The organism is Cupriavidus sp. 8B (assembly GCF_054589115.1).
On record NZ_BAAILO010000460.1, the window covers coordinates 114752 to 129063 of the forward strand.

A 14312-nucleotide genomic window follows, 5' to 3' on the forward strand; every position below is an offset into this window, starting at 1 on the left:
GAAACAGTCAGTCACCCGGCCACGTCAGTAACGAGGCCGGACGGCGTTTGCGCCGGCTTTCAGCTACAGCGAAAGCGAGACGAGCGCCACCGCGGTGGCCAGCACGGCGCCACCGGCAAACATTGGCTTCATGGAATGTCTCCAGTTTTTGGAAAGGCCTGCAGTTCTCTGCTGCTTAAGGCTAGGAAGCGACGAAGCGAAAGGGGCGTCGCTTCGTCTATATCGTGATCACGTCTTCAGAAACGGTGCCGTAGAGGGCGTCGACAAGTGCGGCGCGGTGGTTAAGCACTGCCCGCTGATTTAGCGTGCCCTTGTCTGTCATTTCGCCGCGATCCAGCGAGGGCGGCTCGTCGAGCAACAGCAGGCGGGCAACGCGTGATGCGCTACCTGTCGCGCTCTCGTTGAGGATCGTCAACATCTGGCTGAAGGCAGACCTGACCGCTGGCGCCGCGAGTACCTCGCGATGACTGGCCGACGGTGCCAGCCCGGATAGGCGCCGGCAATCCTCCATGCGCGGAAAGACCAGCAAGCCGATGTCGTCGCGATCCATGCCGGCAATCGCCACGTCCTGGACGTACGGCGCTCCCGCGGCAAGCACGCGCGCGCGCAGCGGCCCGACGCTGACGAACGTGCCTGAGCTGAGCTTGAAGTCTTCTGCGATACGGCCGTCGAACATGAATCCGAGTTCCGGCTGCTCCGCATCGACAAACTTCAGCGCGTCGCCGCTGCAATAGAAGCCTTCCTCGTCGAAGACCGGCTGTGTCGGTGTTTCCGCCATCCGCCAGTAGCCCTTCATGACGTGGGGACCACGAAAGCGGGCTTCGAGCTTGCCGTTGACGGGCACCAGCTTGACTTCGCATCCCGGCGCCGGCGTGCCGACATAGCCTGCGCGCATGATGGGGGCCGTGGTGAACAGGCAGCATGGCGATGTCTCGGTCATGCCAAGCCCGGCCATGATGCGGATGCGCTCTGCGCAATGCGCTTGCGCCACGCGCTCCAGCCGGTCCCAGGCCTGTTGCGAAAGCCCGGCGCCGCCGAAGAAGTAGATCCGGACGCGCGAGAAGAACCTCTCCCGCAACGCCGCATCGCGCTCCAGCGCGAGGCCGAGCTCTTCCCACCCCTTTGGCACATTGAAGTAAGCGGTCGGGGAGATCTCGCGCAAGTTGCGCAGCGTTTCCTCGAACTTGCCCGGCGCCGGTTTGCCGTCATCGATGTAAAGGGTGCCACCGTTGTACAGCACGATGCCGAAGTTATGGCTGCTGCCAAACGTATGGTTCCAGGGGAGCCAGTCGACCAGTACCGGCGGCTCGATCGTGAAGTCGGGAATGGCTTGCCGCAGCATCTGCTGGTTGCTGCAGAGCATCCGATGCGTGGTCGGGACGGCCTTGGGCTGGCGCGTCGAGCCCGACGTGAACAGGAACTTCACCAGCGTCTCGGGCCCAACCGCGGCTTGTGCGTCGTCCACATTGGTTGGCTGCGTCTGGACCAACGCGTCAAACGCCGTGGCCGTGCGCCCGGGCAAGCTTCCATCGCGCGTCACTACCTCCATATCGGCTGGCACCACGGCGCCGATTGCCCGCGCGAACATCGCGCCGTCCGCTGCGTACACGAGGCCGGGCGTCAGCACCTCGAACACATGGCGCAGCTTGCCGTAGTCGGTCGACACCAGCGAGTAAGGCGGCGACACTGAAGAGAAAGGGATGCCGGCCCACATCGCGCCAAGCGATAACTGCAGGTGCTCGAGGTCATTGCCCGACAGGATCGCTAGCGGGCGCTGCGCGCAAAGCCCACGGTCGAGCAGCGCCTGGCCGATCGCACGGGCACGGGCCAGCATCTCGCGATACGTGATCTCGATCCAGTTGCCCTGCGCGCCGCGCTGAGCTACAAGCACCCGGTCGGGATGCCGCTCGGCACCGGCGGTGAGGCAATCGGTCATCCGGCCGGGGTAGTCCGCCAGTGCTTCGGCGGATGTGATGCGCCAGACGTCTCCATCCTTGTGGCAAATCGCTGTGGCGGTGCTGACGGCGACGGTGCGGTAGCGCGGAGCCGATTCCTGAATAGTCGAGGCGATTGCATTCACGCCGTGTCTCCCTTTATTCCCCGCCTGCCCTGGGCCAGGCAGGCGGTCATTGCGGGCCGTAGCGGCCCTTGACTTCAGATTGGATAGTGGCGCGGTGCATTCTGCACCGTTATCCAGCGAAGATCCGTAAACTCCGCGACAGACGCCTTGCTGCCGAAACGGCCATAGCCGCTGCCCTTCACGCCGCCGAACGGCATCTGCGCTTCATCATGCACCGTGGGGCCATTAATATGGCATATGCCGGACTCGATCCGCTGCGCGACCAGCAAGGCACGCGAGATGTCACGGCTGAACACGGCCGCGGACAGGCCATACTCACTGTCGTTGGCCATGGCGACTGCCTCATCGTCATCCTTCACACGGGCGACGGTCACCACGGGGCCGAAGGACTCCTCGCGATACAGCTTCATGCCGGGCGTGATGCCGTCCACGATCACCGGCTGGAGGATCGCGCCGTCGCTGTGCAAGCCAAGCGGCAGGCTGGCGCCTTGCGTTCGTGCGTCTTCGACGAGCGCCGCGATCTTCCGCACGGCCTGCTCGCTGACCATCGCGCCCAGCACGCTGCCGGCATCGGTCGGATCGCCGGCGCGCAATGTGCGTGCCTTGGCCACGAGTTTTTCGACGAAATCGTCTGCGATCGCCTCATGCACGATCGCACGTTCCGTCGACATGCAGATCTGGCCCTGGTTGAAGAAGGCGCCAAAGGCCACGGCTTCCACCGCAGCGTCGAGGTCGGCGTCCTCGAGCACGAGTACCGGCGCCTTGCCGCCCAACTCCAGCAGCGCGGGCTTGAGATGGCGCGCTGCATGCTGGGCAATGATGCGGCCGACGTGGGTGGAACCGGTAAAGTTCACGCGCCGCACGGCAGGCTGCGCGATCAGGTGCTCCACCACCGCAGCGGCATCCTCCGGCGCATTCGTCACCACATTGACCACACCGTCGCCGAGGCCGGCTTCCTGCAGCACGGTGCCGATAAGCCGGTGGACACCGGGACACGACTCCGAAGCCTTCAGGATGACCGTGTTGCCGCAGGCCAGCGGCATGGCCAATGCACGTGTGCCCAGGATGACCGGGGCATTCCATGGCGCAATGCCGAGCACGACGCCGCACGGCTGGCGCATGGCCATCGCCAGATTGCCTGGCAAGTTGGTCGGTATGATGCTGCCGTCGATCTGGGTGGTCATCGCCGCGGCCTCGCGGAGCATGTTCGCCGCCAGCGTGACGTTGAACCCATACCAGTTGGCCATGCCACCCGTTTCGGCGACGCCGATACGGACGAATTCGTCGATGCGCGCGTCCATCAGATCGGCAGCCTTCAACAGGCGCTGGCGGCGCTCGCCGGGGGCCAGTGCCGCCCAGCGGGGAAACGCATCCGCGGCCGCCTGCACGGCGCGCGTAGCATCGGCCAGGCTTGCAGCAGGCGCGCGGGAGGCCGGCGCGCCGGTAACGGGATTGTGACGTTCAAACATCTTGCCGGTCTCGGCCGCACACGGCTGGCCGTCGATCAGCATGGTGACTTCATGCATGGGTATGTCTCCTCGTTCTGCTCGCCCCGGGGCGATATGGCGCCCCAGGTACCGCGTCTTCAGTCGCGCTTGTAGGTCTGCAGGCCGGGCTTGATCGCTTTGTCGTCGAGAAACTGCTTGAGGCCTTGCTCGCGTCCGTGCTCCGGATCGCGCAGTTGTGCCTGGTCAAGCTTCGCGTAGAGGTAGTCCTCGTTCTGCTCCCACGTCAGCTCGCGGCAGCGCTTGAAGCCGTGCTTGGCCGCACGCAGCACCACAGGGTTCTTTTCCAGCAGTTTGCCGGCCAGCGCGGTCGTATGCTCGCGCAGTTTCGCCTTGGGCACGCTTTCGTTGACCAGGCCCATGGCAGCGGCTTCGACGCCGGTGAATGTGTCGCCCGTCATGATGTAGTGCAGCGCCTTGCGGTGGCCAACCGTATCGGCCATCGCCTTGCTCACGAGATTTCCCGGCGGGATGCCCCAGTTGATCTCGGACAGCCCGAAAACAGCGTCGTCCGCGGCAATCGCCAGATCGCAGGCAACCAGCGGGGAAAAACCGCCGCCGAAACACCAGCCATTGACCATGGCGATGGTCGGCTTGGCATACATGCGCAACAGCTTCCATTGCCACTGGCAGGCATCGCGACGGATCTTTTCTTGGAGGATCTCCGGGCCCGCGTCGACTTCGCGGAAGTACTCCTTCAGGTCCATGCCGGCTGTCCACGCATCACCGGCACCGGTCAGCACCAGCACTTTCGCATCGGCATCGAGTTCGAGCGTTTCCAACACCTGCACCATCTCGGCGTTCAGCGTGGGGCTCATCGCGTTGCGTTTTTCCGGGCGATTGAACGTCACCCAGGCAATACCCTGCTCGACCTTCACATCGACAGTCTTCCAGCGTCCTTCGTAGTTGCTCATTTCAGTGGCTCCTCAATCAGTGGCGGGCTAACGAGTTGCCAATATAATATCAGGTAGCCTGATACAGCAAGTAGATTATCATTGTCGCGCGTAAACCCCTAAACGCAGTCCACGCTGACGAGGATCGAGCATCACAATGGCATCTCAGACAAGACAAAGCGCCAAGGCAAAAGCGCATGCAACCCCTGGCGGGGAGGCGGAAAAGGCCGGTGTGCCGCCAGCGCCGATACGTATCCCCTATCTCATCGGCCGCACCGACCGCGTGGTAAAGCGCCGCTTGAGCGAAGCCCTGGCGCCCCACGGCCTGACGTTGCCGTTGTTCACAGCGATGTCGGTCTTGCACGCACGCGGCAGCCTGTCCAACGCGCAACTGGCAGAGCGCTCATTCATGTCGCCGCAGTCGGCGAACGAGATCGTCAAAACAATGCAGGCGAAAGGCTGGTTGATTCGTGAGCCGGACCCGATGCATGGCCGTATCGTCAAGCTGAGCCTGACCGACAGCGCGCGGGCGCTGCTAGCGAGCTGCGACGAAACGGTGAAGCGACTGGAAGGAGAGATGCTGGACGGGATTGCCGCTGAGCACGTGGCTCTGCTGCAGCAGCTTCTTACGCAGTGTGCACGGAACCTGCGCTAGGGCATTGCATAGCGTGGAAGCGCGCACTGTAGGCCACCAATGTGTACCGGTGCTAACAGGCCTTGGCGATCCTTGCCGATACAGTGAGAACGGCCTTCGGCTCGAGAAAAGCCTCGAGCCCGAACGTGCCGTATTCGCGGCCGATACCAGATTGCTTGAAGCCGCCGAATGGCGCGGCCGGTTCGTGTGCCAGCGTGTTGACTAGTACTCGACCCGCTTCGATTCGCCGTGCGAGCTCGCGCGCACGCTGGTCATCCGCCGAAAACACGTACGCTTGCAAGCCGTAATCGGTGTCGTTGGCGATAGCAACCGCATCTTCAGTATCGCGGTACGTGATAATCGACAGCACAGGACCGAAGATCTCTTCGCGGGCAATCGCCATGTCGTTGGCCACATCGCTGAAGACGGTCGGACGCACGAACCATCCTGCATCGATGCCATCTGGCCGGCCTTCGCCTCCCGCGATCAGACGCGCACCTGAGTCGATACCGATACGGATATAGCGCTGCACGCGTTCCCACTGCTTCTGGCTGACCATTGGGCCGACAGTCGTGCGCGGATCGCGCGGATCGCCTGCCTGCGTGCGCGCAACTTCTTGCTGCACCCGCGCTTCGAATTCCGCGAGCCGCTGCTGCGGCACCAGAATACGCGTACCCGCGATGCACGCCTGGCCGCTATTCATGAAGCCGGCCTGAATCACGAGCGGTACCACCTCGTCGAAGTTCGCGTCGTCGAGCACGAGCACCGGCGACTTGCCGCCAAGTTCGAGCGTCACGCGCTTCAACGTCTCGGCACCCGCGCGCAGAATCGTCTTGCCGACCACGGTCGAACCGGTGAACGACAGCTTTGCGACGTCCGGGTGCGAACTGATCTGCGCGCCGACCGTTTCGCCGCGTCCCGTCACGATGTTGAACACGCCCGGCGGCAAGCCGGCTTCGTGCAACGCTTCGGTGACGATGCGCGTCTGGATCGCGCTCATCTCGCTTGGCTTGATGACGGCCGTGCAGCCCGCAGCCAGCGCGGCGGCGAGCTTGCCACAGATGAAGCCCGCGTTACTGTTCCACGGCGTAATCAGACCGGCGACACCTAGCGGCTGCATCAGGACCTCAGCAGTGCCTGCGCGATGCGTGAACGCATAGTCCTGCAGCACCTTGGCCGCTTCGAGCAGCACATTGCTCGCGTGCTGCGCCATCCAGCGACCGCGCGATACGGGCGCTCCATATTCCTCCGTGATCGCCTCGTACAACTCGTCCTCTTTGGCGACGACGGCTTCGTGCATGCGCTTGAGCATGTCGATGCGCTCGCGCTTGTTGGTGCGGGAGAACGCGGGAAACGCGCGCTTTGCGGCGGCGATCGCATCGCGCGCGTCTTGCGCGTCGGCGAGACGCGCGCGCCCGATTACCTGCTCGGTCGCCGGATTGAAGAGGTTGAACAGTTCGTCGCCGTGCGGTGTAACGAACGCGCCGTCGATATAGATTTTGTCGATGATCTGCATGGCTGCCACCAGAAAACGTTCCAGACGACGAAAGATAGACCCGATGCATTGCGCTGACTATTCGTATAATATGGCACGTTCTGTTGAAAAAATTGGGACAATGAAGACATCGGGCTTGGGCGAACTGGAGGCGGTGCTGGCCGTCGCGCGTCATCGCAGCTTTCGCGGGGCCGCGACGGATCTGGGCATGTCGACGTCTGCGCTCAGTCATGCTGTGGCGGCGCTTGAAGCGCGTATCGGCGTACGGCTCTTCAATCGCACGACGCGCAGCGTGTCGTTGTCGGAAGCCGGCGCGCAGTTCGTCGACAGCGTCGCGCCCGCACTCTCCACGATCCGCGTCGCGATCGAACAGGCCGGTAGCTTCCGCGACACCCCGTCGGGCACGCTGCGTATCAATGCGTCAACCGGCGCGGCCAGGCAGGTGATGCCGCTCTTCATCGAATTCCTGCAGCGCTATCCGGAGATGAAGCTCGATCTGGTCACCGAAGGGCGCCTGATCGATATAGTCGCCGAAGGCTTCGATGCTGGCATTCGGCTGACCGGAACGGTGCCGCAGGAGATGATCGCGGTGCCGTTCGGTGACAGGCAGCGCTTTGCCGTGGTCGGCAGTCCAGCCTATTTTGCGCAGCAAAAACCGCCGCGCACGCCCGCCGATCTGAACGCACACCGCTGCATCCGCTCACGCATGCCGAGCGGCGCAATATATCAGTGGGAGTTCGAGCGGCACGGCGAAACGTTGCGTATCGACGGCAAAGGCGCGCTGACGCTCGACGAGCCGGGCCTGATGCTGGCGGCGGCGCGTGCCGGTCTCGGTCTTGCGTATCTGACCGAATGGAATGTCGCCGCGGATCTGGAAGCTGGCACGCTGGTTCGCGTGCTGGACGATTGGACACCCCCGCTCGACGGCCTCTGTCTATACTATCCGGGCCGCCGCCACGTGCCGGCCGGACTGCGCGCGCTGATCGACATGATCCGCGAACACGCCGACGCGCGGCGGGCCCGCCGTCAGCGCACGTCCGCATAGGGAACGGAGTCCGGCGCACGGACTTGGTGTGTTGCATCGACCGGTTGAATCCTCAGCCGAATCCGGACATTCGCCTCAGTCAAATTTATCTTTGTCGTTTTTGTCGCGCATGCCGAGTTGATCGCCTTCGTGAAACTAACCCCGTCGAAAGATCACTTTGATGCATGCCGGCGGCGGCGTTGATCGAAGGTCACCGATCTTGACTGGCCGCTGCGGCAGCATCGCTGCGCAGGCGGGGTTTCGTGCAATCTTCCGTCGAAACCAGATACCAGCTCGGCTTAGTCTTCCAGGTGGAAACAGTCACCGGAGTTGGCCCGAACGCAGCCTTCGGAGCGATCCCTGAACTATGCTCCCCCGGCCGCCTCGACTCTCCCACCCCGCAATTCGGCGAAGAACCCGAAAAAAAAGCCCGCGATCGATGGCGGGCTGGGGAAGGGTCAGGGGCGTTCAGGGAACGACCCGGGCTTAGTGTGAATACATTGCAAACATGACGCGACCCCACTCGAGAGGGGTCGCACGCGCGGCGCATTCGGTCATTGCCTCAAGCTTGTCTCGCGCGCTCGAACAATTCACGCGCGAGCCCGCGATGCTGTGCAAGGACGCGCGGCAACTCCACCGTCTGCAACTCGCCATCGCGCACCACCACCTTGCCGTTGATCACGCTGGTGGCGACATTGCCCGGCGTGCAGAACACCAGCGCCGCCACCGGATCGTGGCCCGCGCCGGCGTAGCCCACCTGCTCCATGTCGAAGGACACGAAATCGGCCGACATGCCAGGTGCCAGCGCGCCAATATCGTCGCGGCCCAGCACGCGCGCGCCGCCCAGCGTAGCGATCTCCAGCGCCTCGCGCGCGCTCATGGCGGCGGGCCCGTAACCCACGCGCTGCAGCAGCATGGCCTGGCGCACCTCCCCCAGCATATGGGCGCCATCGTTCGACGCGCTGCCATCCACGCCCAGGCCGACCGGCACGCCGGCATCGCGCATTGTGCGCACCGGCGCAATGCCCGACGCCAGGCGCATGTTCGAGCAAGGGCAATGGGCAACGCCCGTGCCGGTGCGGGCAAACAGCGCGATGCCTTCATCGTCCAGCTTGACGCAGTGGGCGTGCCATACGTCGGGGCCGACCCAGCCGAGTTCCTCGGCGTACTGGGCCGGCGTGAGGCCGAACTTCTCGCGCGAGTAGGCGATGTCGTTATCGTTCTCGGCCAGGTGGGTGTGCATCGACACGCCATAGTTGCGCGCCAGCAGCGCCGACTCGCGCATCAGGTCGCGCGAGACGGAAAACGGCGAGCACGGCGCCACCACCACGCGCAGCATGGCGTGGCGCGATGCGTCGTGGTACTGCTCGATCAGCCGCTGGCTGTCTTTCAGGATGGCGTGCTCCTCCTCCACCACCGAATCGGGCGGCAGGCCACCCTTGCTGCGGCCCACGCTCATCGATCCGCGCGCGGCATGAAAACGCATGCCCATTGCTGCCGCGGCGGCAATGGAATCGTCCAGGCGCGAGCCGTTGGGATACAGGTACAGGTGATCGCTGGTGGTGGTGCAGCCGGACAGCATCAACTCGGCCATCGCGGTGCGGGTCGACACATCGATCATTTCCGGCGTCAGGTGCGACCACAACATATAGAGGTTGGTGAGCCACGTGAACAGCTCGGCGTCCTGCGCCGCCGGCACGGCGCGGGTCAGGCTCTGGTACATGTGGTGGTGCGTGTTGACCAGCCCGGGGATCACCACCTTGCCACGCATGTCGATCACCTCGGCACTGCCCTCGTCGATCAGCCGGCGGTATTGCGGCGGCACCTCGGCGGTGGCGCCTACCCATTCGATCGTCGGGCCTGGCGCCACCAGCGCGCCGCCCGGAATCTCGCGGCGTTGCGCATCCATGGTCACCAGGATGTCGGCATTGATAAGGATGAGGGTCATGGCAGGGTCTTCGGGTGGGCAGCGCAAGGGAGTGGACACGGGGCCGGCGCATCATGCGGCCCGGCCCAGACAGTCTAAGACGCCAGCGGGCCTTGGCAAAGCATCGATTTCCACCGACGGTGTGCGCAAAAACAGCACAACCGAGCGCACTGCGCCGCTAACGCACCGCCGCAAACAGTGCCACCAGGCCCTCGCCAATCCGCTCGGCCATCAGTTCCGCCGCCGCGCTCAGCGGATTGCGCGCGCGCGCGACCAGCCGCAGCGTCTGGCACGGCAACTGGCCGTCGCGCAGCGGTACCCAGGCCAGCGCCCCGCGCTCCCGCTCCTCCAGCACGTCGAGCGGATTCAAGAAAGCGATGCCGGCGCCAAGCATGACCAGGCGGCGCATCAGCGCGGTCGAGGTGGTCTCGGTCACCGGCAACACCTCGATCGCGGCTCGCGCGAAGGCCTCATCGAGGATGGCGCGAATCGACATCGACGGCGCGGGCAGGATCACCGGGCAGGCCAGGCACTCGCTGAGCAGTGTCGACGGCAGCGCGGCCAGCGCATGCCCGGGCGCCACCACCGCGCCGATATGCCAGTCGTTGCTGGCCAGGATGCGGAAGGCGGCGATATCGGGCAGGTCGTAGGCAAGGCCAAGGTCGACGTCGCCGCGCTCCACGGCGCTGACAATATCGGCCACGGGCAGATCCAGCAGGCGCACCAGGATGCCCGGATACTGCTGGCGGAATGCATGCACCAGCGACGGCATCAGCGAACCGGCCAGGCCGGCCGTGGTAGCCACGGTGACCTCGCCCTGGCGCACGCCCTTCACGGCCTCGATACGGCTGCGCAGCAGTGCGTGCTCACGCAGCGTCTGGCGCACGTGCGCCAGCACCATCTCGCCCAGCGGGGTCAGGCGCAGGCGTTTGTTGATGCGCTCGAACAAGGGCGCGCCCAGTTCCGTCTCCAGGTCCAGGATCTGCCGGTTGATCGCGCTCGGCGCCACGTGCAGATGCAGCGCGGCCTGGCGGATCGATCCGCGGCTCACCACCTCGTCGAGGTAGCGCAGGACTCTGGCATGCATGACGGACTCCGGATTCTGGCGTTGGATTCAGCGCGGCAGCGGCATCCCGCGCCTGGGAAGACGAGCGCATTGTAGCCGTTGGCCAGGCGCACGAAATCCGTGTTGCGCTGACAGTCTTTCCAGGCGGCATGGAGTACGCTGACATCAGTTGCCAGCCGATGGTGGCCGGCCCGCCTCGATACCCTGCCAGCGCTCGGCGCTCCGACTTCCATGGCCACGAAGACAAGCAGCAAAAAGACCGGCACGAAGACCGCCGGAAAGCGCAGCGCCAAGCCACGCACGCCTGGCCCGGCAAAACGCCAGGAAGAACTGATGCGGTGCCGGAACCTGAAGATGGCGCGCTCTGCCCATGCGTACGTGCGCGGCAACACGCGCAAGTTCTACGAATGGCTGGAGGCCAAGCAGCCGCACGCCCTGCCCGAGGGCCCGGCCATCTGGATCTGCGGCGACTGCCATTTGGGCAACCTTGGTCCGATCGCCGATATCCAGGGCCACGTCTACATCCAGATCCGCGACCTTGACCAGACCGTGATCGGCAACCCGGCGCACGACCTGATCCGCCTCGCGCTGTCGCTGGCCACCGCCGCGCGCGGCTCGGACCTGCCGGGCGTGATTACCGCGCGCATGCTGGAAAGCCTGATGGTGGGCTATGAAAGCGCTTTCGATAATCCCGACGCCGCGGCAGGCCTGACTTCGCGCCGGCCTGTCGCGGTACGTACCGTGATGCGCCAGGCCCTGGGGCGCAAATGGAAGCATCTCGCGCGCGAACGCCTGCAGGACACCACCCCCTCCATTCCGCTCGGCAACCGGTTCTGGCGGCTCGCCCCGGACGAGCGGCGCGCAATCCGCGCCCTCTTCGAGCGGCGCGAGATCGCCCACCTCGCCACGCAGCTGACCTCCCGCGACGAAGGCGCGCGCGTGGAGGTGATGGACGCCGCCTACTGGGTCAAGGGCTGCAGCTCGCTGGGACGATTGCGCTTCGCCGCACTGCTGTCCGTAGGCAGCAATGACAGCCCCAATTCCGAAATCTGCCTGATCGATATCAAGGAAGCGGTGCAGGCTGCCGCGCCGGGCTACCCCAAGGCGAACATGCCGCGCGGCAATGGCGAGCGGGTAGTGGAAGGCGCCCGGCATCTCTCGCCGGCACTGGGCGATCGCATTCTTTCCGCGCAATTGCTCGACAAGGCCGTCTTCATCCGCGAGTTGCTGCCCCAGGACCTGAAGCTGGCAATCGAGACGCTGCCACAGGACGAAGCCAGCCGCGTCGCGATGTACCTGGGCGAGGTGCTCGGCAACGCCCACGCGCGCCAGATGGATCTGGCCACCCAGCGCACCTGGCTGCGCGAACTGGCGCGCAATCGCTCCAAGCAGCTGGATGCGCCGTCCTGGCTATGGACCAGCGTGCTGGACCTGATTGCCAGCCATGAGGTCGGCTATCTCGAACACTGCCGCAAATTCGCGCTGGGCCCGGCGGCACACATCTAAGCGCAAATAGCTGTTGCAATGTCACAATCTGCCCTCTATAATCTTGGACTTCGTTGGGGCGTTAGCTCAGTTGGTAGAGCAGCGGACTCTTAATCCGTAGGTCGAGTGTTCGAGTCACTCACGCCCCACCAGCGAATTCTAAAAGCCGGAAGCAGCAATGCTTCCGGCTTTTTCCATTGGCGTCCATTGGCGCGCCAAACCCTCCCACACCACGACACATACGCGGGTTGATACCGATTCCGCCGGCTACGCTTTCACGGTTGAATTGCGCCTGGAGCACAATGCGGAACATGGTTCCGCATCACGGAACCCATCCGATATCTCCAGCGTCCCGCGGCAGGCAGGAACGAGGGCAACAAGCGCGACGCAGATCGCCGTGCCCCAACCCGCGCCCGCCCGGGCCGTCATTAGACCTAGAACCCTCGGGAGCCTCTCTTGAAAGCAGTATTGAATGTCGGCAGCGCAGCTTGCCTGGCCCTCCTTGGCCTGTGCCAGAGCGCCTTTGCACAAACCTACCCGACCAAGCCGATCCGCCTGATCGTGCCGTTCGCCGCGGGCGGCACCACGGACATCGTGGGCCGCGCGGTGGCCGACGGCATCGGCCGTGAGCTTGGCCAGGTCGTGGTGGTAGAGAACCGCGGCGGCGGCGGCGGCGCGATCGGCGCCGACGCGCTGGCCAAATCCGCGCCCGATGGCTACACGCTGGGCATTGCCACGGTCAGCACCATGGCGACCAACCCCGCCACCAACGCCCGCAACCCCTACGATCCGATCAAGGACTTCGCGCCCATTACCAACCTGGTCAATGTGCCGAACGTGTTGACGATCAACCCCAAGGTGCCGGCCAAGAACCTGCAGGAGTTCATCGCGCTGGTCAAGGCTAACCCCGGCAAATACAGCTACGCGTCGGCAGGCAAAGGCAGCATCTCCCACCTCGACGGCGAACTGTTCAAGTTCCTGACCAAGACCGACATGGTCCACATCCCTTACCGTGGATCGGGCCCAGCGCTGAACGACACGCTGGCCGGCCAGGTCAGCGGCCAGTTCGACAACCTGCCCTCGTCCATGCCGCACATCCAGGCCGGCAAGCTGCGCGCCCTCGCGGTGGCGGCGCCCAAGCGCGTGGATGGCTTGCCCGATGTGCCGACCTTTGCCGAAGCCGGCATGAAGGACATGAACAACATGGCCTGGTACGGCCTGGTGGCACCCGCCGGCACGCCTGCCGCGATCATCGCCAAGGTGCATGACGCGGCCGTGAAGACCTTGCAGGACCCGAACGTGAAGCGCCGCCTGGCGGAGAGCGGCGCCTACCCTGACGGCAACACGCCGCAGCAGTACGCCGCGCAGATCAAGCGCGAGCTGGAAGTGCGCAAGAAGATCGCGCACGACCAGAACATTACGCTCGAGTAACGTCGCAATGGCCCGGCTGCCTGCAGCCGGGCCTTGCCAGGGCTCGCGCTTTCGGCACCCCCGCCCTAAAGCATCCCTCCAGCACCCTTCCCCTTTCCCATAAGCGCTCCCCCAAAAAAACGCTTGCCTTGATCTGGCGCAGAACCTGCCAGGCAAATACGCGGTTCAATACAGTGGGAAGAAAGATTAACTTCGCAGGATCATCCCAAGTCGGTAGAGTCACCCTGGTCTGACGACCATTTTTGCGGCCATGCCCCCTGCCCGTGGCCATTGCTCACGAACTACCCACGCTTTACTCACGAGGATGAAAATGCGCAACAAGACCGTACCCGCCCTGATCATCGTCGCCCTGACCGCCTTTGGCGGCGCGCAGCTGGCGCACGCCCAGAAGAACTACACCGATGGTGGCGACCTTTACGGCGGCGCCCATACCAACAAGACCGACCCGAACAAGAGCGCCGCCAAGTCGGGCAAGTTCGATCCATACACGGATGGCGCGAAGAAATCGACCAAGTCGAACCTGAACGCTTCCGGCACCAAGAAGAAGGCCGATCCCTATACGGACGGGGCAAAGGCTGGCAAGCCCGATCCGTACACCGACGGTGCCAAGGCCGGCAAGCCTGACCCATACACGGACGGTGCCAAGGCCGGCAAGTTCGATCCCTATACCGACGGCGCCAAGGCCAAGCAGTAAGCCGCGGCAGCAGCAGCAGCAGCAGCAGCAAGCAGCAGCCCGTCCCGCCGGATGGTGCGCCAGCGCACCATCCGGGCC

General features: G+C 64.5%; 11 protein-coding genes and 1 tRNA gene. 6 read left to right on the plus strand and 6 right to left on the minus strand.

Annotated features, from left to right (window positions below; genetic code table 11):
* Positions 1-217 precede the first annotated feature (217 nt).
* The 3 genes from ACYP5B_RS44135 to ACYP5B_RS44145 all read right to left on the minus strand — a co-directional run bounded on the left by ACYP5B_RS44135 (position 218) and on the right by ACYP5B_RS44145 (position 4499).
* On the minus strand, positions 218-2080 hold the full coding sequence (locus tag ACYP5B_RS44135) for a feruloyl-CoA synthase (protein ID WP_459573815.1): 1863 nt from the start codon (positions 2078-2080) through the stop codon (positions 218-220).
* Positions 2081-2154: 74 nt separating this feature from the next.
* Positions 2155-3606 (minus strand): aldehyde dehydrogenase, encoded by a 1452-nt coding sequence (locus ACYP5B_RS44140; RefSeq protein WP_400093669.1) that lies wholly within the window; start codon positions 3604-3606, stop codon positions 2155-2157.
* 59 nt (positions 3607-3665) lie between these two features.
* Entirely contained in the window at positions 3666-4499 is an 834-nt protein-coding gene (locus ACYP5B_RS44145; RefSeq protein ID WP_400093670.1) for a p-hydroxycinnamoyl CoA hydratase/lyase, read from the minus strand.
* A gap of 277 nt (positions 4500-4776) precedes the next feature.
* Here ACYP5B_RS44145 and ACYP5B_RS44150 point away from each other — a divergent pair, with 277 nt between their 5' ends.
* Positions 4777-5133 carry a MarR family winged helix-turn-helix transcriptional regulator gene (locus ACYP5B_RS44150; RefSeq protein ID WP_318233051.1) on the plus strand — a complete coding sequence of 119 codons (357 nt, stop codon included), beginning with the start codon at positions 4777-4779 and terminating at the stop codon, positions 5131-5133.
* Positions 5134-5185: 52 nt separating this feature from the next.
* Here the strand turns inward: ACYP5B_RS44150 and ACYP5B_RS44155 are convergent, their stop codons facing one another.
* Complete coding sequence (locus tag ACYP5B_RS44155; protein WP_400093672.1) at positions 5186-6628, minus strand: aldehyde dehydrogenase family protein; 1443 nt, start codon at positions 6626-6628, stop codon at positions 5186-5188.
* Positions 6629-6728: 100 nt separating this feature from the next.
* On the opposite strand from ACYP5B_RS44155, the gene ACYP5B_RS44160 reads away from it, so the two are divergent.
* Positions 6729-7652 (plus strand): LysR family transcriptional regulator, encoded by a 924-nt coding sequence (locus ACYP5B_RS44160; protein WP_400093729.1) that lies wholly within the window; start codon positions 6729-6731, stop codon positions 7650-7652.
* Positions 7653-8193: 541 nt separating this feature from the next.
* On the opposite strand, the gene ACYP5B_RS44165 is transcribed toward ACYP5B_RS44160, so the two are convergent.
* Positions 8194-9579 (minus strand): 8-oxoguanine deaminase, encoded by a 1386-nt coding sequence (locus ACYP5B_RS44165; protein ID WP_459573816.1) that lies wholly within the window; start codon positions 9577-9579, stop codon positions 8194-8196.
* Between the two features lie 157 nt (positions 9580-9736).
* A complete protein-coding gene (locus ACYP5B_RS44170) occupies positions 9737-10645 on the minus strand; it encodes a LysR substrate-binding domain-containing protein (RefSeq protein WP_318233047.1) in 909 nt (302 codons plus the stop codon).
* 210 nt (positions 10646-10855) lie between these two features.
* On the opposite strand from ACYP5B_RS44170, the gene ACYP5B_RS44175 reads away from it, so the two are divergent.
* The 4 genes from ACYP5B_RS44175 to ACYP5B_RS44190 all read left to right on the plus strand — a co-directional run bounded on the left by ACYP5B_RS44175 (position 10856) and on the right by ACYP5B_RS44190 (position 14234).
* Positions 10856-12130 (plus strand): DUF2252 family protein, encoded by a 1275-nt coding sequence (locus ACYP5B_RS44175; RefSeq protein ID WP_459573817.1) that lies wholly within the window; start codon positions 10856-10858, stop codon positions 12128-12130.
* Between the two features lie 55 nt (positions 12131-12185).
* Positions 12186-12261, plus strand: a tRNA-Lys gene (locus ACYP5B_RS44180).
* A 304-nt stretch (positions 12262-12565) separates the two neighbouring features.
* Positions 12566-13540, plus strand: coding sequence for a tripartite tricarboxylate transporter substrate binding protein BugE (locus ACYP5B_RS44185; RefSeq protein WP_400093676.1), 975 nt, complete (start codon positions 12566-12568; stop codon positions 13538-13540).
* A gap of 310 nt (positions 13541-13850) precedes the next feature.
* On the plus strand, positions 13851-14234 hold the full coding sequence (locus tag ACYP5B_RS44190; RefSeq protein ID WP_400093677.1) for a hypothetical protein: 384 nt from the start codon (positions 13851-13853) through the stop codon (positions 14232-14234).
* The last annotated feature ends 78 nt before the right edge of the window (positions 14235-14312 follow it).